The organism is Alphaproteobacteria bacterium, from assembly GCA_019635875.1.
Taxonomy (GTDB): domain Bacteria; phylum Pseudomonadota; class Alphaproteobacteria; order Reyranellales; family Reyranellaceae; genus JAFAZJ01.
On record JAHBYP010000001.1, the window covers coordinates 528,208 to 546,312 of the forward strand.

Below are 18,105 nucleotides of genomic sequence, written 5' to 3' on the forward strand. Positions count from 1 at the left end.
AGGGGAGGGCCGCGTTCGCGGAGCTCCGTCCCATGGCCAAGTACCCCAGTGTGATCCTGCGCGCCGGCGAGGACCGGCGGCTGCGGCACGGCCATCCCTGGGCGTTCTCCAACGAAGTGCTGATGAACCCCGAGACCAAGGCGATCAAGCCGGGCTCGCCGGTGATCCTGCGTGCCGCCGGCGGCGACGCCCTGGGTGTCGGCACCTTCAACCCGCACTCGCTGATCGCCGCGCGCCTGTTCAGCCGCGACGCCGAGGCGCAGATCGACCAGGCGCTGATCGAGGCGCGCCTCGCCGCCGCGCTGGCGTTGCGCACGCGGCTCTACGCCGGCGTGCCGCACTACCGCCTTGTCCATGCCGAGGCCGATGGCCTGCCCGGGCTGATCGTCGACCGCTACGGCGACGTCGTCGTGGCGCAGCTCAACACCGCGGGCTGGGAGGCGCTGACCGATGCGCTGGTCGCCGCCCTCGATTCCGTGCTGGCGCCCTCGGCGATCCTGCTGAAGAACGATTCGCCGACGCGGGCCTTCGAGGGCCTGCCGCTGGAGACCAGGCTCGCCAAAGGCGAGATCGCCGGGCCGATCGACGTGATGGAGAACGGCGCGCGCTTCGCCTGCGACCCGGCCGGCGGTCAGAAAACCGGCTGGTTCTTCGACCAGCGCGACAACCGCGCCATGGTCGCGCGCTTCGCCCAGGGCGCGCGCGTGCTCGATGCCTATGCCTATGCCGGCGGCTTCGGCGTGCTGGCCGCCGTCGAGGGCGCGGCGCAGGTCATCCTGATCGACAGCTCGGCGCATGCGCTGGAGCTGGCGCGCCAGGCGGCGGCGGCGAACCAGGTCGATTCACGGGTCGAGGCGCGCAAGGCCGACGTGTTCGACGAGCTCGACCGTCTGGCCTCGAAGGGCGAGCGTTTCGACATCGTCGTCGCCGATCCGCCGGCCTTCGTGAAGAGCCGCAAGGACATCAAGGCCGGCGCGCAGGGCTATCGCAAGCTGGCGCGGCAAGCCGCCACCCTCGTGGCACCCCAGGGCCTGCTGTTCATCGCCTCGTGCTCGCACCTGATGGCGCCCACCGACTTCGCCGAGCAGGTCAGGCGTGGCCTGCACGATGCCAGGCGCGAGGCGCGCATCCTGCGTTCGACGGGCGCCGGCATGGACCACCCCGTGCACCCGGGTCTGCCCGAGACGGCCTATCTCAAGGGCCTGCTGCTGCAGGTCGGCTGATGGCGCTCGCATGCCTTTGACCGGCACGCGCGCCTGGCTGATCGTCTGGGGTGTCGCCGTCGCGCAGCTGGTGTCCTGGGGCACGCAGTTCTACGCCTTCGCGCTCTACGTCGTGCCGATGGAGCGGGATCTCGGCTGGTCGCGCGCCGAGCTCAACGCGGCGCTGTCGATCGGATTGCTGGTCGCCGGCCTCGTCGCGGTGCCCGTCGGCAGCTGGATCGATCGCGTCGGCGGGCGCGCGCTGATGACCGGTGGCTCGCTGCTCGGAGCGCTGCTGCTGGCGCTGTGGCCGCTCGCCGGTTCGCTGTGGCTGTTCTACGCGCTGTGGGCGGTGCTGGGGCTGGCGATGGCCGCGACGCTCTACGATCCGGCCTTCGCCGTGATGACCCGCACCTTCCCGCAGGACTATCGCCGCGCCATCACCGCGGTGACGCTGGTCGGCGGTCTCGCCAGCACGGCCTTCATCCCGCTGACCCAGTTCCTGATCGAACGGCTGGGCTGGCAGCATTCGCTCTACGTGCTGGCGGCGTTCAATGTGCTGTGTGCGGCGATCCATGGCAGCCTGATCCCGCGCGCCACGCCGCCGGCGCACCGTGCCGACATGGCCGATGACGGCACCGGCCTGCGCGCGGCGCTCGGCCGGCCCTCCTTCTGGGCGCTGACCCTGGCCTTCACGCTCAACGCGCTCACCTTCACGGCGCTGATCTTCCATCTCGTGCCGCTGCTCAGCGACCGCGGGTTGGGCATGGAGCTGATCGTCGCCGGCTTCACCCTGATCGGGCCGATGCAGGTGGCCGGCCGAATCCTGCTGGTGACCTTCGGGCGGCGCCTGTCGATGGGCGGCGTCGGCTCGCTGGTGATCCTCGCCTACCCGGTCGCGATCGTGATCCTGATGCTGCCGCCCGGCGCCCTGACGGTGTTCAGCTTCGCGACCATCTACGGCTTGGCCAACGGCACCTTGACCATCATCCGCGGCGTCATCGTCGCCGACTACTACGGCCAGCGCGCCTATGGCGCGATCAACGGCGCGATCACCATGCCGACCAGCATCGCCCGCGCCGCGGCGCCCTTCCTGGCGGCGCTGATCTGGCAGGCGGCGGGCGGCTACGCGCCGGTGCTGTGGGCGCTGTTCGTTGTGGCGCTGGTCTCGGCCGTGTGCTTCTGGCTCGCCGTGACGCTCGAGCGCCGCCGCGTCAGGCCCCCCGGCGCGGGATCGTGAAGCGGAAGGTCGCGCCTGCCGCGCCGTTGGCCACCAGCATGATGTCGCCGCCGTGGGCCAGCACGAGGTCGCGCACGATGGTCAGGCCCAGTCCCGAGCCGCCCGGTCGGCCGCCGCGCGCGAAAGGCTGGAACAGGCGGGCCTGGAGGTCCTCGGGGACGCCCGGCCCGTCATCGATGACGTCCACCGCGATCGCCGCCGGCTCTTCGCTGGCGCGAACGACGACGCATTGCGCACCGGCATCGAAGGCGTTGCGTCCGAGGTTGAACAGGATGCGGAACAGCAGCGCCCGGTCGGCCTCGACCAGGCGCTCGTGCTCGACCTCGACGCGCCAGTCGTGCGCGGCGTTGGGATCGCTGCGCTCGGCCTGCTCGATCAGGGCGACGCCGACCTCTTCGGCCACGTCGGCGAGATCGACCCGGGCCAGCTTGGGCACCGGGCGGTCGCGCGCGTAGTCGAGCGTGTCGCCGCACAGCCGCACCGCGCGGTCGATCGAGCCCAGCATCATCGGCGCGACCTCGCGCACCTTGGGATCCTCGCTGCGCGCCAGCCGGTCCGAGACCAGCTGGGCCGTCGCCAGCATGTTGCGCAGATCATGGTTGATCTTGCTCATCGCCGTGCCGAGCTCGGCCAGCCGCGTCTTCTGGCGAAGCGCCGCGCGCAGCTCGCGCTGCAGGCTGTCGAACTCGCGGTCGACGACGCCGATCTCGTCCTGCCGCGGCTTGGGCTCGCGGGCCGTCGCCTCGTCCTCGGGCGCCTGGCGGAACGCCGTCATGTCGCGCACCACGCCCTGCAGCGGGCGCACGATCAGCCAGCGCAGGCCGAGATAGAGGAGAATAGCCGTGAAGACGGCGATCAGGATCGACAGTATCAGGATGCGCTGCGCGTAGGCGTACATCTGCAGCCGCATCGGCAGCTCATCGACCATGATATAGACGCGCGCGTTGGGCATGCGCAGCGAGCGGCCGCCGACGCGGATCTCGTAGCTGCCCGAACGGACCATCGCCTCCAGCGCGTCCCAGATCAGCTCCATGACCATGGCGTCGGCGATCTCGAAGGTTTGTCGCGGCCTGGGCGGCATTTGCGGGATCAGCGCGCGCTTGGGCTTGCCCGGCTCGATCAGGACGACGCCGTCGACGCGCGCATGGTCGAGCAGCATGCGGGTGAGCCGGTCGTCGATCATGTTGTCGGGCGTGGCGTCGAGCGCCAGCGTCGCCAGCGCGCCGGTCTCGATCAGGCTCTCGAGATAGTTGAGACGGAAGCGCGCGATCGAAGGCAGGAAGATCGCGACCTCCGCCGTCATGACGGCGATCACCACCAGCGCCAGGATGCGCGGCGACAGTCCGAAGCTCCAGCGCCGCCTCGCCGCCCTCGGGACAGCCGGCGCGGGCGATGTCTCTACGCGCGACATGCGCGGCAACCTACCGGATGCCGCGCCTCCTGCCCAGCGCGCGGGCCTCAGGCGGCCTGTCGCAGGTCCCTGTCCCGGAGGTAGTCGACGAGAACGCGGCCGGCGGGCAGCGTCAGGTCGGCGACGAAGTGCCGTCCGCCAACGACACGGCGCACCGGCAGGTCGGCCACCGGCGCGTTGACGTGCGGCACCAGGTCGAGGCGCGCCGCACCGGTCCACGAACCCTTCACCCTGACGCCGGTCAGCTCGATGCCGCGATGGCGAGCTTCGGATGGGCGTACCTTCTGGGAGAACTCGGATTTCGCGGCCGGCGGCGATCAGCGGGTCGTCGTCGAGATACATCTGGGCGACGAAGTTGCAGGGGCGCCCATTGAACGCGCAGGGCCGCTCTCGTAGATCGCGATCACGTGCTCGCGATCGACGAGCCGGCAAGGCAGACGGGGATGGCTCGGGCCGGCCACCGACATCGATGGCGCGGCGAGGATCTGCCGGCGATTCATCGGTCGGAGATCCTGAGTCAGAGAAACTTGGACTTGATGTCGACCGTGGAGCGCTCGCCGATGGCGTCGAAGTGGCGCTCCAGCCAGGCACCGGCGACCTCGCGTCCGATCGCCCTGAGATGCAGCAGGAAGTCCCACTGCGCGTTGAGCTTGCTCGAGACGCCGAGGCCCTTCATGTGCTCCTCGGCTTCGATCCAGTGCACGTTCATGCGTTTGTAGTGCTCGCCGTCGAGCCGGCCCTGGTCGATCAGGTCGGTGACGAAGGCCACCGCGCGCATCTCGCGCATCAGGCTGGAGTTGAAGCTGACCTCGTTCAGCCGGTTCATGATCGCCGCCGCCGTGGTGGGCACCTCATCGCAGGTCAGCGGGTTGACCTGCACGATCACCACGTCGCGCGACTCCGCCCCGTAGATCAGCGGAAACAGGGCCGGGTTGCCCATGTAGCCGCCATCCCAGTACGGCTCGCCGTCGATGGTCACGGCCTGGAACATGAAGGGCAGGCAGGCCGAGGCGAGCAGCACGTCGGGCGTGACCTGGCCGCTTTCGAAGACGCGCACCTTGCCGCTCTTCACGTTGGTGGCGGAGATGAACAGGCGCACGGCACGGCAGTTCTCGAGCCGCTCGAAATCGACCGACTTCACCAGCACGTCGCGCAGCGGATTGAGGTTCGCCGGATTCAATTGATACGGCGAGAGCATGCGGCTCATCAGGTCGAAGACCATGAAGGTCGGCGAATGGTCGAGGTTCCAGCTGCGCGCCATCCGATCGAACGGCGTGGGCTGCAGTGGGCTGAAGCGCGCCGCCTCGCTGATATTTCGCCAGAACGCCTCCAGCGCGCGCTTGGCCTCGGCACGACCGCCGCGGCCCATGCCGTCGGCGAAGACCGCGGCGTTCATCGCGCCGGCCGAGGTGCCGCTGATCGCCTCGACCTCGACACGTTCGTCCTCGAGCAGCCGGTCGAGCACGCCCCAGGCATAGGCGCCGTGCGCGCCGCCACCCTGCAGGGCGAGGCTGATGCGCTTGACGTTGTCGCGCGCGCCGATCGGCCGTAGGCCGAGCTCAGGTCCGTCCATGCCCGCCTCCCTCAGTGCGCGGTCCAGCCGCCGTCCATGGGCAGCGCCACGCCGGTCAGGGAGCCGGCCTGGTCGCTGCACAGGAACACCGCCAGCGCGGCAAGCTCGGCGACCTCGACGAACTTCTTGTTGGGCTGCTGCTTCAGCAGGATGTCGGTAATCACCTTGTCGCGCGAGATGCCGTGAGATCTGGCCTGGTCGTCGATCTGCTTCTCGACCAGCGGCGTGCGCACGTAGCCGGGGCAGATCGCGTTGCAGGTGATGCCGTCCTCGGCGGTCTCCAGCGCCACGACCTTGGTCAGGCCGTAAACCCCGTGCTTGGCGGCGACATAGGCGGACTTGTAGGGCGAGCCCACCAGCGCGTGCGCCGAGGCGACGTTGATGACCCGGCCCCAGCCCTTCCGGCGCATCCCGGGCACCGCCAGCCGCGTGGCGTGGAACGCCGAGGACAGGTTGATGGCGAGGATGGCGTCCCACTTCTCCGGCGGGAACTCCTCGACCGGCGCGACGTGCTGGATGCCGGCGTTGTTCACCAGGATATCGACGGCACCGAAGGTGTCGACCGTCTGGCGGATCATGTTCTCGATCGCCCCCGCCTTGCTCATGTCGGCCGGCGAGTAGACGACCCGGGCACCGGTGCGCTGCGCGAGATCGCAGCGCGTGCGCTCGATCTCCATGGCATCGCCGAAGCCGTTGAGCACGATATTGGCGCCGGTCTGCGCCAGGGCCTCGGCGATGCCGAGCCCTATGCCGCTGGTCGAGCCGGTGACGATGGCGGTCTTGCCGTTGAGCATTGTCCTGATCCCTGCACGAGCGCCCCCGCCGTGTGTGTCGGACAATGCTTGTTGAAACCGGCGAATTGAAATGCCTGATGGCTTGCGATTCGATGCACCGCGCGATCAGCGCGCAAGTCGGCGCAACGCGTCGAGCAGTTCCTTGGGATCGGGCCAGCGCGACGGATCGACGTCGGCGAAGGCGAAGACGACGCGGCCGGACGGCTCGACGACGTACACCGCCGGCACTGGCAGGCGCCACTTGCTGTCGCCGTGCATCGCCGGCAGCGAGCGCTTGCGGGCACGATGGATGCGGATGTGATCGGGCGACAGCTCGTATGCGACGCCGCAGAGTCGGGCGTAGGCGTTGGCGGGATCGCTGAGCAGGGGGAAGTCCAGCGCGCGGCTCTTCGCCGTCGCGGCGAGGTGCTCCGGCCGCTCGGGCGAGATGCCGATCGCCGTGGCGCCCAGCGCCGCGATGCGCGGGCTCGCGTCGTTGAGCGCCGCCATGGTGATCTCGCAATAGGGGCACCAGCCACCCCGGAAGAATGCGAGCACCAGTGGCCCACGATCGAGCAGGTCCATCGAGCGCCAGGTCTTGCCGGCGCAGTCGACCAGCTCGAAGTCCGGCAGCATGTCGCCGACGCCCAGGCTCTCGTCGGTCAGCCGCAGCATGCGCAGGCGGTCGAGCTCCTCTTCGAAGGCCTGGCGCGCGAAATCGTCGATCGCGGCCATGTGGCGGTCGCGCAGGGCTTCGAGCGTGCGGGCGAGGTCCATTTCATGAACCTGACGGGAGACGGGCGCGAAGGGAAATAGCCGCTGGCTTGTCTTACGATAGCCGCGACGTATCGTGATCGCAGGTAGACAGGACGCATCCAGGCATCGGGGAAGCCAATCCATGGAGATGCACCAGATCCGCTACTTCCTGGCGGTGTGCGAGGCGCTGAACTTCACGCGCGCGGCTGAACGCTGCAACGTGTCGCAGCCCTCCCTGACGCGCGCCATCAAGGGTCTGGAGGACGAGCTGGGCGGGCCGCTGTTCCGCCGCGAGCGCAACAACACGCATCTCACCGGCCTGGGCGAGATGATGCGCCCGCACCTGGCGCAGGTGCTGACCGAGACCGACACGGCCAAGGAGCGCGCTCGCAGCTTCGCCAAGGCCGAGGACACCGAGCTGCGCGTCGGTCTGATGTGCACCATCGGCCCCGGTCGGCTGCTGCCCTTCCTTCAGGCTTTCCGCGACCGCCATCCGCGCATCAACCTGGCGATCAGCGACGGCAATGGAGCGACCATCGAGGAGAACCTGGTCAAGGGTGGCTACGACGTGGCGATCTACGGGCTGCCCGGCGGCGTCGACGAGCGCTTCCACTCGCGCCGTCTCTACGACGAGCGTTTCGTCATCGGCGTCGCACCGGGCCATGCCTTCGAGCGCCAGAACGCGGTGCGCCTGGTCGATCTCGACAAGCAGACCTATGTCTGTCGCAGCGAGTGCGAGTTCGACGGCTATGTCGGAGAGCTGTTCGGCCAGGCGGGCATCGGCGTCTCGACGGTGTTCCGCAGCGATCGCGACGACTGGGTGCAGGCCATGGCACTGACCGGGCTTGGCTTCACGTACATCCCCGAGCATTCGGTGACGCTCTCGGGCTTGTGCATCCGCCCGCTGGTCGAGCCCGAGATCACGCGACAGATCCAGATCGTCACCGTGCGCGGCCGGCCACACGTGCCGGCGGTCGGCGCCTTCGTCAACGAGGCGCTGCGCTTTCCCTGGTCGAGCGGCGGCGCGACGCCATTGCCGGCGGGAGCCTAGTGCCAGATCCGAGGGTATCGCGCGCGCGGCGCGGGCCGCGCGTAGTTGTTGGCGAGCAGCGCGATGATGAAGACGCTGAGCACACCGGCGGCGACCGGGCTCAGCAGGAAGAGCCAGTCGGCATCCTCCGCGAAGATCGGCCGGCGAATGGATGGTGCGGGTGACCATCATGATCATCAGCGCCGTCGCCACTGCCGCCACCATCCACATATCCTTCGGCCAACCGCTCAGTTGCCAGAGCCTGAGGAATGCCAGCCCGGTGACCGCGGCTACGAGATGCCCGCCCAGCAGGCTGCGCGGCTGGGCCATGTCGGTGTCCCCCATGCCGAAGACGACGACGCAGGAGCCGCCGAGCGACGCCATCAGCCAGGAATGCTCGGTCAGGCCGAGAAGCAACACGCAGGCGGTCAGCGCGACGGCGGCGCCGAACCAAGCGGCAACGAATCTCATGGCATCCTGATATCGCAAGCGGCGCGCCGGTCGAACCTCGAGGTGCGGCTCTGCAGCGAGACCCGGTGATCACTCCGAGTTCTTGCCGGTGATCAGCCGCGCGCCGGACTGAAAGGTGACGTAGGACCACATCCAGTCGGCCAGCACGGTGAAGCGATTGCGAAAGCCGATCAGGAAGAAGATGTGCACCAGACCCCACAGCACCCAGGCGACGAAGCCGGTGAGCTGCAGCCGCTCGCTGAACTTGGCGATCGCCGCGCCGCGGCCGATGGTGGCCATGGTGCCGGAATCGCGATAGCGGAACGGTCCGGCCGGCGTCCTGCCGGCGAGGCGCGCGCGCAACAGGCGGGCGATGTACTCACCCTGCTGCTTGGCGACGGGCGCGAGACCCGGATAGGGTTTGCCGCCCGCGTCGCAGGACAGCGCCGTGTCGCCGATGGCGAAGATCTCGGGATGGCCCGGCACGGACAGGTCGGACAGCACCTTCAGCCGTCCGGCGCGGTCGGCCTCGGCCGCGAGCCACTTCGCGGCCGGCGAGGCGGCGACGCCGGCCGCCCACATGATCGTCGCGGCCGGAATGCGCTCGTCGCCGACGACGACCCCCTCGGCGTCGCAGGCGGTGACCGGCATGCCGAGCATGACCTCGACGCCGAGCTTGCCGAGCGCGCGTGCCGCCCAGGCCGACAGCTTCTCCGGGAAGGCCGCGAGCACGCTGGGGCCGGCCTCGACCAGTACGATGCGTGCCTGGCGCGGATCGATGGTGCGGAAGTCGCGGGCCAGCGCGCGGCGCGCCAGCTCGGCGATGGCGCCGGCCATCTCGACGCCTGTGGGGCCGGCGCCGATCACCACGAAGTTCAGCAGGCGGCGGCGCTTCTCCGGATCGGCCTCGGTCTCGGCCTGCTCGAAGGCGGTGAGGATGCGTCGGCGAATCTCGGTGGCGTCATCGATCTTCTTCAAGCCGGGCGCAAACTGCTCCCACTCGTCGCGGCCGAAGTAGGAATGGCGCGCGCCGGTGGCCAGCACGAGGTAGTCGTAGGGCAGCTCGCGCTCCTCGAGGCGCACGAGCCGGCGTGCGGTATCGACGCCGGTGGCGCGGCCCATGACCACGCGCACGTTGGCGGCGTCCGCGACGATGGCGCGGATCGGGGTGGCGATCTGCGCTGGCGACAGGCCGGCCGTGGCGACCTGATACAGCAGCGGCTGGAACAGGTGGTAGTTGCGCCGGTCGACCAGCGTGACGTCGGCGTCGGCCCCGCTCAGCGCCTTGGCGGCGGCCAGGCCGCCGAAGCCGGCGCCCACGATGACGATACGCGGGCGGCGTGGTGGCGCGGTCTGGCCCGCCGCGTCGGCGGCGTGGGGCGTCTGGTCGAACATGGCGCGCTCCTGAGGCTCAGGCGCGGCCGAAGAGGTGGCGGGCGATGGGGGCATCGAGCGAGAGTGTGCCCGGACCGCGCGAAATGATGAAGCCCAGCAGCGATGCCCACATCAGATGCTCGGCCCAGTTCTCGGGATAGACCAGGAACTGGATGACCATCGTCATGGCGAACAGGGCGGCCGCGCCCAGGCGGGCGAACAGGCCCAGCACGATCAGCACCGGGCAGATCAGCTCGGCCGCGGTGCCGAGATAGGCGGCGAGCGAGGGCGGCAGCAAAGGCAACGCGTATTCGTCGCGGAACAGACCCAGCGTGCTCTCCCAGCTCTGGACCTTCACCAGGCCTGACTTGAAGAACACCGCGCCGATCGAGACGCGGAACAGCAGGCTGAAGACCGATTGCGGCAACCGACCCAGGATGGCGCGCGTGGCAGCGAGGCGCGAGATCAAGGAGGTACGCGACGGCTGCGACAGGGCGAGCGTGTTCATGGTCGGCATCCTCGACGTTGGGTGGTTCGGACGCGGCGGCGACGTCGATGCGTTCGGGTGCGTCGACCCGGCGGTGGCGGGGGTCTCGTTCCCGCCGGGTGGAGCGTCGCGCCGCGTCCGATCTCGGTGGGTCAGCCCTTCTTCACCGTCGGCGAGCCGCCGACGATCCTGGCGCAGGTGCCGGCGGGAACGCTGATCCAGGCGTCGGCCTGGGCGTCCTTCTTTGAGGTGCCGGCGCAGGACGAGGTCGCGGTCTGGCAGTCGTTCTTGCCGGCCTTGGCGATGCCGTAGCACTTCTCGCTCTTGGCATCCTGCGCGCTGGCAGTGCCGGCGACGGCAATCGCGGCGATCAGCGCGCCGGCGATGATGGCGGTGGTCTTCACGGATAGTCTCCTCAGGTTCGGTTCGCTTCCGCGGTCATGCGGAGTGACGCGAACCTGCCTGAGGCGAGGCGAGAGCTGAAATATCGGCTCCCTATGGCCTCGATGCGTCGATGCTATGAGCTTACGGCAAGCGCCGCAGCAGCCTGACGAGCCAGCGCGTGCGCGGCGAGAACAATGCGTCCGTGAAGAACGCGCCGGCCGCGCGCTTGCTCGCTTCGCCCAGCGTCGGATAGGGCACGACCATCTGCGCCATGGTGCCGAGCTTCAATCGCCGGGCCATCGCCAGGCACCAGACATGAATCAGCTCACCGGCGCGCGGCGCCACGATGCCCGCGCCCAGCACGCGGCCGCGCCTGTCGGTGACGATCTTCACCAGGCCTGACGTCTCACGTTCCGTCTGCGCGCGATCGTTCTCGCGCAACGGCCAGCGGACCGCGCGCACGCCCTCGCCATGACGCTCCCGCGCCTGGGCCTCCGTCAGGCCGACCTGCGCGATCTCGGGGTCGGTGTACGTCGTCCACGGCAACGCGGCGGCGTGAACGTTCACCGGCAGGCGGAACAGCGCGTTGCGGATCACCAGCGAGCCGTGCAAGCCCGCCATATGCGTGAAGGGATGCAGGCCGTTGACGTCGCCGATCGCGTAGACGCGGCGATTGCCTGTGCGTAGCCGCTTGTCGACCGTGATGCCGCGCTTGGTGAAGGCGACGCCGGCCTTGTCGAGATCGAGATCCTCGACATTCGGCGCGCGGCCGGCCGCGACCAGCAGATGCGACGCCTCGATGCGCTCGCCACCATCGAGCTCGATCGCGACGCCGCTGTCCGCGCCTGATACGCCCGTGATCTTCACCTTGTCGCGCAGGAGCACGCCTTCGGCCTTCAGCCGCGCCGTGACGACCGCTGCGAGGTCCGGATCGTCCTTGCCGAGGATCGTGGCGGCCTCCAGCACGGTAACGCGCGCGCCCAGCCGGCGATGCGCCTGCGCCATCTCCATGCCGATCGGGCCGCCGCCGACGATGACGAGATGTCCGGGCCGCTGACGATTGGCGAATACCGACTCGTTGGTGAGATAGGGCACCGTATCGAGACCGGGAATCGGCGGCGCCGTCGGCCGCGAGCCTGTTGCGATGACGAATCGGCGCGCGCGAATGCTTTCGCCATTGGCTTCGACGGTGTCGGGCGATACGAAGCGCGCGGTGGTGCGCAGCACGCGTACGCCGAGTTTCTCGAAGCGTTCGACCGAATCGTTGGGCGCGATGGCGGCGATCACACCGCGCACGTGATCCATGGTGGCGGCGAAGTCGACCGACGGCTCGACCGGTGCGATGCCGAAGCGGCCGGCATCGCGCATCGCCTGCGCCGCGTGCCCGGCGGCGATCAGCGCCTTGGACGGCACGCAGCCGTAGTTCAGGCAGTCGCCGCCCATCTCGCCGCGTTCGACCAGGATCACGCTTGCGCCGAGTTGCGCGGCGCCGGCGGCCACGGTGAGCCCGGCCGATCCGCCACCGATGACGCAGAGGTCGCAATCGTGGGCCATCATGCCTTCCCGCCCCGGCTCCTGAACCGGCTCCACACCACGGGCACCAGGGACAGCACGGCGAGTCCGGCGAGTGGCAGGTAGAGATTCGGATCGCGCAGCATGTCGAGGTCCGGCGTGCGGCCCTTGTCGAAGACCTTGTCCAAACCTGCGCCGATGCTGGCATAGACCGCAGTGCCGGGAATGATGCCGAGGAACGTCGTCGCGGCGAAAGTGCGTGTCGGTACGCGGAAGAAGGCCGGCACGATGTTGAGCAGCCAGAACGGGAAGACCGGCACAAAGCGCAGGAACAGGAGGTAGGAGAAGGCGTGGCGCGTGAGCCCGTGCTCCATGCGCGCGAAGCGTTCGCCGGCGCGTTTGCGCAGCACGTCGGCAAGGGCGCCGCGCGCGGCGAGGAAGACGACAGTGGCACCGATCGTGGCGGCGGTCACCGAGAGCGCGGTGCCGGCCACGATGCCGAACAGGAAGCCGCCCAGCAGCGTGCCGAGCGCACCGATCGGCAGCGAGAAGGCGATGATCAGCACATAGCCGACGAAGTAGACCGCCATCGCCAGCAGTCGGTGGTCGGCTACCCAGCCGACCATCTCGATGCGGTGCTTGCGCATCGTCTCGAACGAGACATAGCGGTGCAGGCCGAAGGCGAAGTAGGCGATGACGCCGGCGACGATCACCGCGACCGGCAGGTAGCGCCGCCAGCGCGGGACGTCGGAAGGCCCCTCCTGTCGCGCCGACTTGTCCATGCCGCCAAGCTGGCACGCTCGCCGGACCCCTGCGACTCAATTCGCTGCACGGCAGGGTGAGCGTGGATATCGGCTCAGTTGAACAGGCTGGAGACCGAGCGCTCGTCGGAGATGCGCTGGATGGCCTCGGCCATCAGGGGCGCGATCGCCAGCTGGCGGATGTTGGTCGAGCCCTTGACCGCCTCGGTCGCCTGGATGGTGTCGGTGATCACCATCTCGGTGATCGGCGAGGCGGCGACACGCGCCACGGCGCCGCCCGACAGCACGCCATGCGTGACATAGGCGTGGACCGCCTCGGCGCCGGCCTCCTTCAGGGCTACCGCGGCGTTGCACAGGGTGCCGGCCGAATCGACGATGTCGTCGACCAGGATGCAGGTGCGGCCCTGGACCTCGCCGATGATGTTCATGACCTCCGACACGCCGGCGCGCTCGCGGCGCTTGTCGATGATCGCGAGGTCGGCATCGACCCGGCTGGCCAGCGCGCGGGCGCGCACCACGCCGCCTACATCGGGAGAGACCATCATCAGCCGCTCGCCCTTGCCGTTGAAGCGGCGCTGGATGTCATCGGAGAAGATCGGGCCGGCGAACAAATTGTCGAGCGGGATGTCGAAGAAGCCCTGGATCTGCCCGGCGTGCAGTTCCATGGTCAGCACGCGGTTGGCGCCGGCCTCGGTGATCAGGTTGGCCACCAGCTTGGCGGAGATTGGCGTGCGCGGCCCCGATTTGCGGTCCTGTCGCGCGTAGCCATAATAGGGCACCACCGCCGTGATGCGCCGCGCCGAGGAGCGCCTGAGCGCGTCGATGGCGATCAGGAGCTCCATCAGATGGTCGTTGGTCGGATATGAAGTCGACTGGATGACGAACATGTCCTCGCCGCGGACGTTCTCGAGGATCTCGACGAAGACCTCCATGTCGGCAAAGCGGCGGATATTGGCCCTGACCAGCGGCAGGTCGAGTCGTGCGGCGATCGCCTCGGCCAGCGGCCGATTGCTGTTGCCGGTCAGAATCTTCATCGACGCGATCCCCGCCCAGGCGCTCCGCCAGCGCGCAAAGCCTTACAAATAAAGGAAAATCCCCCGTTTGCGGGCGGCACCATAAACAGCTTTGCGCGGCCTGTAAACCGCGCGGCCTGGGGCAATCTCACGCGGCGGCAACGATCTCGATCTCGACCAGCCAGTGGGGCCTCAGCGTCTGCACGACGATGGCCGTCGTCGGGATGCGGCGTCCGCCGAGCGCGCGCAGGCGGGCGCTCTGGTTGGCCTCGGCATAGCTTGCATCTCGCAGATAGCTGGTCAGCCGCACGATGTTGTCCACCGTCATGCCGGCCTCGGCGAGGATGCGGCGAAGATTGGCCCAGACCAGGCTGAGCTGCTCGTCGAGCCCTCCCGGCGCGTGGCCATCTCTGCCGAGGCCCATCGTGCCGCTGACGAACAGGAAGCGTCGGATGTCTCTTACCTCGATGGCGTGCACATAGTCCGATGTCGTCGGATAGATGCCGTCGGCGGGATTGATCGACGTCGTTTGCATGATGAAACTCCTTCTGCCAAATGCTCTATCAGCGATACAAACCGCAACAAAAGCGGAGTTCCACCGAATGATACGAGTTTCAGAAGATGTTCCGCCGAAGGTATCGACGAGCCGGCATGTCGACAGCTTCGACCGAAAGATCCTCGCCGCGCTGACCGAGGATGCGCGGCTGACTTACGCCGAGATCGGCCAGCGCGCCGGCTTGTCGGCGCCCGCCGTCCACGAGCGGGTCAAGCGCCTGCGCACCTCGGGCGTGCTCGCGGGCACGACGACCCGCATCGACGGTGCGGCCATCGGCAAGCCGTTCCTCGCCTTTGTGCATGTCGATGCTGATGGCTGGGGCAAGAGCCAGCGCATGATGCAGCTGCGGCGCTTCCCCGAGGTCGAGGAGATGCACTCGGTGGCCGGCGACACCTCGGTGATCATGAAGGTGCGCACCGCGAGTGCGCAGGCGATGGAGCATTTTCTCGCCCAGCTGCACATCCTGCCGGGCGTGCGCGCGACGCGCAGCTTCGTCGTGCTGTCGACCTACCTGGAGCGGTCCGTGCAGGCCGAGGTCACGGCGCCGTGGCCGGCGATTCCGCCGCCGCCCGAATGAGGATCAGCGCGGCGCCGCGCCGCCGGCGCGATTGATGAGCTGAAGAACGCCCTCGCTGGCGGCGAGCGCGATGACATGGGCGACGCCGCCCCACTGGCCGTTGAGCGCGCCGGCCTTGATGGTGTTGGCCTGCTCGAGGTCGCCGAGCTGCTCGCCGCCGGGGCCCTTCACGATCCAGCGGATCACGATGCGCTGGGCGCCCTCTGCCGGCGGGCTGATCTCGACCGAGCCCATCACCGTCATCGTGGTGGCGTCGGCCGTGTCGACCAGCACGACCTGGCTCTCACCCAGAGCACGCCGCATGCCGGCGGTCAGCGCCCGATTGCCGTCGCCCGGCGCGCCGGTGACCGTGAGCACGCGCACGCGCGGGAACTTCACCGCCGCCGATGGTGGAGGTGTCGCGACGGTCGGCGGGCCGCCCGGCGTGGGCGGCAGCGCGGCCGATGCCGGTGTCGCGGTGCCTGGCGCGGCGCCGGAGAGCGGCACCTCGGTCGGCGGCAGCACGGTGGTCTGCGCGCCGACAGGCGCGTTCGCCGGATCGGCACGGCCAATCATGTCGGCGACGCGATAGGCACCGCGCGATGCGACGCGCGAGATCAGGCGATCGCCGCCGTCGAGCCACTCGTCCGGCCGGGCACTTGTCACCTGCTCGTGCCGACCAATCAGGCCGCCCTTGGCATCGCGCACCGTCCAGACCCAGGAGACGCGCAGCTCATCGTTGACCAGCTTCGGTTGCGCATCGACCTCGATCGTGCGCGGGCCGCCGTTGCCGTTGGCCGCCGCGACGATGCCCTGCTGGCGCAGCGCCAGCACGATGGCGACTGGCAGGCGTTCGGCCATCGCTTCGGTGACCCCTTTGGGCGGCAGCACGACGAACTCCACGGTCTCAAGCTGCGGCTGGGTACGCGGGTCGGCGAGATTCTGGCCTTGACCTTCCCTGCCATCCGGCCTGAATGGCCGGGGAGTTTCGCCGCAAGCGCTCAACCCCACAAGGCACGTAAGCAGCCCGATCCAGAGCAGGCTGCTAGATCGCGACACAGGTCACCAGCAGGCCCAGCACGCAGAGCACGGCGAAGATCACCAGGTAGGGCATGGTCTCAGTCGACCAGCATGATCGCCGACAGGCCGCGGCCGTAGTCCTTAACGCCCTGCAGCGTGTTGCGGCGATAGCTGAAGAACTGCCGCTCGTTGCCCAGCGTGTCGTGGCCGCTGTCTTCGACGGAGGCGATGCCCAGCAGTCGCAATCGGCGCAGCAAATAGCCCGGCAGGTCGAACATGTAGTGCCCGGCGCGGCGCGAGGCGGAGAAGAACGCGGCGTTGGTGTCGTCCTGGGCGATGAACGGCGCCGGGAACTCTGGGCCGACCTCGTAGGATTCGCGCGCGATACAGGGGCCAATTGCGGCGTGCACGCGCACGCGCTGCGCGCCCAGTCTCTCCATCGCCATCAATGTCGTCTCGACGACGCCGGCAAGCGCACCCTTCCAGCCGGCATGCGCCGCGCCGATCACGCCGGCCGAGGCATCGGCCATCAGCACCGGTGCGCAATCCGCCGCCATGATGCCCAGCGCCACGCCGGGCCTGTCCGTCACCATCGCATCAGCCTTGGGCGCGCCGGGCGAGGTCCACAGCTTCCTGTCGTCGACCGTCAGCACGGTCGTCGAATGGATTTGGTGCACGGTCAGCAGGCGCTCCGGCGCCAGGCCCAATCGGCCGGCGGCGCGGGCGCGGTTCTCCGCGACATTGGCGGGATCGTCGGTCGAGCCGTAACCGCAGTTGAGCGAGGCGTAGATGCCCTGGCTGACGCCGCCTTCGCGCGTGAAGAAGGCGTGCCGTACATGCGGCAGGCGGGCGAGACTGGGGAGCGTCAGCACGGGGCAATCGCCGTTCGTCGCGGAGAGAGGGCGGCGAGCCGGGTCAAATGAAGCCGGCCGCCGGGGGCAGCGCCGGATCACGCAACGCGATCGCGCGGAACAGGGTGCCCATTTGACCGGGGTCGATCAAGCGTCGCATCGCCACGCCGATCGCCTCCGCCTGTGCCGGCGTCGCCATCTGACGCAGCAGCGCAGCACGGGTCTCGATGCCCAGGTCGCGCAGGAGATCGCCCTGAGTCGTCGGGCCATCGGTTGAGGCTCCCGCCTGCAAGGCCGCGCGGCGAACGGCGCTGAAATCGACATGGGCTGTCAAATCGGCCTCGCCGATGGCCTCAAACACGCCCATCGGCCTGTGCGCGCGCAGCGCCTGCAACGTGTCGCCGTTGGTGTCGGAATCGTAACCGTAGTCGATGAACAGCGCGGCGCCGCGGTCGGCCACGATCCGGCGCGCAACGTCGGATGTCAGGGACGTGACGGCCGGCGAGAGCTCGGCGATCGAGCCGAAGCGGTCGATCGCGCGCACCGAGTCGGGCAGCAGCGCGGCCAGCGGCGACTTGCCGGGCGCGGCGGCAAAGGCGAATTCCGTGCTGCCGCGTACCAGCCCGACCATGCGTTCGGCCCAGCCCCATGGTTGACGCACGAGCTGGCGGATCGGCAACGCGTCGAGGAACTCGTTGGCGAGCAGCAGCAGCGGTGCGCCCGATGGCACATCCGCGAAGCGCTCGTGCCAGTGCGGCGTGAAGTCGGCCAGGGCGTCGCGCTGCAACTCGCGCAGGCCGGCGTGGATCTCGACGAGGTGCAGATCGAGCGCGTCGTGAAAGCCGGGCACGGCGCGGGTGGCGCGCAAGGCGTCGCGAAGCAGCGTACCGCGTCCGGGACCGAGCTCGACCAGGCGGACGCGCCGGGGTGAGCCCAGCACCAGCCAGCGCTCGGCGAGCCAGGCGCCCAGCAGCTCGCCGAACATCTGGCTGACGTCGGGTGCCGTGACGAAGTCGCCGCCGCTGCCCAGCGGCTGGCCGCGGCGGTAGTAGCCCAGCGCCGGGTGGTTCAGCGCCTCGTTCATGAACTCGGCGACGGTGATCGGACCGGCGAGCGCGATACGCCGGCGCAGGATGTCGGCGAGCGTCGCCATGGA

At 69.1% G+C, this 18,105-nt stretch carries 18 protein-coding genes and 2 pseudogenes; 4 read left to right on the plus strand and 16 right to left on the minus strand.

The genetic code is table 11. From position 1 onward, the window contains the following. Positions 1-32: 32 nt before the first annotated feature. A complete protein-coding gene (locus KF889_02690; GenBank protein ID MBX3498325.1) occupies positions 33-1,223 on the plus strand; it encodes a class I SAM-dependent rRNA methyltransferase in 1,191 nt (396 codons plus the stop codon). A 10-nt stretch (positions 1,224-1,233) separates the two neighbouring features. Further along, positions 1,234-2,442, plus strand: coding sequence for an MFS transporter (locus KF889_02695; protein MBX3498326.1), 1,209 nt, complete (start codon positions 1,234-1,236; stop codon positions 2,440-2,442). Here KF889_02695 and KF889_02700 read toward each other — a convergent pair. From KF889_02700 to KF889_02720, 5 genes and pseudogenes are all read right to left on the minus strand, one after another. Further along, complete coding sequence (locus KF889_02700; protein MBX3498327.1) at positions 2,417-3,853, minus strand: HAMP domain-containing histidine kinase; 1,437 nt, start codon at positions 3,851-3,853, stop codon at positions 2,417-2,419. The two genes, KF889_02695 and KF889_02700, sit on opposite strands and share 26 nt — an antisense overlap. A 47-nt stretch (positions 3,854-3,900) precedes the next feature. Further along, positions 3,901-4,353: pseudogene (locus tag KF889_02705) on the minus strand (acetoacetate decarboxylase family protein). A 17-nt stretch (positions 4,354-4,370) separates the two neighbouring features. Continuing rightward, positions 4,371-5,426: a patatin-like phospholipase family protein gene (locus tag KF889_02710; protein MBX3498328.1), complete on the minus strand. Its 1,056-nt coding sequence runs from the start codon at positions 5,424-5,426 to the stop codon at positions 4,371-4,373. Between the two features lie 11 nt (positions 5,427-5,437). Then, positions 5,438-6,220 (minus strand): 3-hydroxybutyrate dehydrogenase, encoded by a 783-nt coding sequence (locus tag KF889_02715; GenBank protein MBX3498329.1) that lies wholly within the window; start codon positions 6,218-6,220, stop codon positions 5,438-5,440. Between the two features lie 105 nt (positions 6,221-6,325). Next, positions 6,326-6,976 (minus strand): AhpC/TSA family protein, encoded by a 651-nt coding sequence (locus KF889_02720; GenBank protein MBX3498330.1) that lies wholly within the window; start codon positions 6,974-6,976, stop codon positions 6,326-6,328. Positions 6,977-7,097: 121 nt separating this feature from the next. On the opposite strand from KF889_02720, the gene KF889_02725 reads away from it, so the two are divergent. Next, the gene (locus KF889_02725; GenBank protein MBX3498331.1) at positions 7,098-8,006 is read left to right on the plus strand and encodes a LysR family transcriptional regulator; all 909 of its coding nucleotides are present in this window, start codon (positions 7,098-7,100) and stop codon (positions 8,004-8,006) included. A 138-nt stretch (positions 8,007-8,144) separates the two neighbouring features. Here the strand turns inward: KF889_02725 and KF889_02730 are convergent. From KF889_02730 to KF889_02765, 8 genes and pseudogenes are all read right to left on the minus strand, one after another. Next, positions 8,145-8,456, minus strand: a pseudogene (locus tag KF889_02730) (HPP family protein). A 69-nt stretch (positions 8,457-8,525) separates the two neighbouring features. Continuing rightward, the gene (locus tag KF889_02735) at positions 8,526-9,830 is read right to left on the minus strand and encodes an NAD(P)/FAD-dependent oxidoreductase (protein ID MBX3498332.1); all 1,305 of its coding nucleotides are present in this window, start codon (positions 9,828-9,830) and stop codon (positions 8,526-8,528) included. A gap of 16 nt (positions 9,831-9,846) precedes the next feature. After that, positions 9,847-10,317 carry a DoxX family protein gene (locus tag KF889_02740; GenBank protein ID MBX3498333.1) on the minus strand — a complete coding sequence of 157 codons (471 nt, stop codon included), beginning with the start codon at positions 10,315-10,317 and terminating at the stop codon, positions 9,847-9,849. Positions 10,318-10,448: 131 nt separating this feature from the next. Then, positions 10,449-10,700: a DUF2282 domain-containing protein gene (locus KF889_02745; GenBank protein MBX3498334.1), complete on the minus strand. Its 252-nt coding sequence runs from the start codon at positions 10,698-10,700 to the stop codon at positions 10,449-10,451. 121 nt (positions 10,701-10,821) lie between these two features. Beyond that, positions 10,822-12,234 (minus strand): FAD-dependent oxidoreductase, encoded by a 1,413-nt coding sequence (locus KF889_02750; GenBank protein MBX3498335.1) that lies wholly within the window; start codon positions 12,232-12,234, stop codon positions 10,822-10,824. Further along, on the minus strand, positions 12,234-12,974 hold the full coding sequence (locus KF889_02755; protein ID MBX3498336.1) for a TVP38/TMEM64 family protein: 741 nt from the start codon (positions 12,972-12,974) through the stop codon (positions 12,234-12,236). Before KF889_02755 ends, KF889_02750 begins: the two co-directional genes overlap by 1 nt. A 74-nt stretch (positions 12,975-13,048) precedes the next feature. After that, positions 13,049-13,987 (minus strand): ribose-phosphate pyrophosphokinase, encoded by a 939-nt coding sequence (locus tag KF889_02760; GenBank protein ID MBX3498337.1) that lies wholly within the window; start codon positions 13,985-13,987, stop codon positions 13,049-13,051. Positions 13,988-14,114: 127 nt separating this feature from the next. Continuing rightward, entirely contained in the window at positions 14,115-14,501 is a 387-nt protein-coding gene (locus KF889_02765) for a RidA family protein (protein ID MBX3498338.1), read from the minus strand. 67 nt (positions 14,502-14,568) lie between these two features. Here KF889_02765 and KF889_02770 point away from each other — a divergent pair, with 67 nt between their 5' ends. Then, positions 14,569-15,099: an Lrp/AsnC family transcriptional regulator gene (locus tag KF889_02770; GenBank protein MBX3498339.1), complete on the plus strand. Its 531-nt coding sequence runs from the start codon at positions 14,569-14,571 to the stop codon at positions 15,097-15,099. Positions 15,100-15,102: 3 nt separating this feature from the next. On the opposite strand, the gene KF889_02775 is transcribed toward KF889_02770, so the two are convergent. The 3 genes from KF889_02775 to KF889_02785 all read right to left on the minus strand — a co-directional run bounded on the left by KF889_02775 (position 15,103) and on the right by KF889_02785 (position 18,102). Further along, the gene (locus KF889_02775) at positions 15,103-15,969 is read right to left on the minus strand and encodes a hypothetical protein (GenBank protein MBX3498340.1); all 867 of its coding nucleotides are present in this window, start codon (positions 15,967-15,969) and stop codon (positions 15,103-15,105) included. Positions 15,970-16,196: 227 nt separating this feature from the next. Continuing rightward, the gene (gene pgeF, locus KF889_02780; protein MBX3498341.1) at positions 16,197-16,970 is read right to left on the minus strand and encodes a peptidoglycan editing factor PgeF; all 774 of its coding nucleotides are present in this window, start codon (positions 16,968-16,970) and stop codon (positions 16,197-16,199) included. A 43-nt stretch (positions 16,971-17,013) separates the two neighbouring features. Continuing rightward, positions 17,014-18,102 carry an SAM-dependent methyltransferase gene (locus tag KF889_02785; GenBank protein MBX3498342.1) on the minus strand — a complete coding sequence of 363 codons (1,089 nt, stop codon included), beginning with the start codon at positions 18,100-18,102 and terminating at the stop codon, positions 17,014-17,016. Positions 18,103-18,105 lie beyond the last annotated feature (3 nt).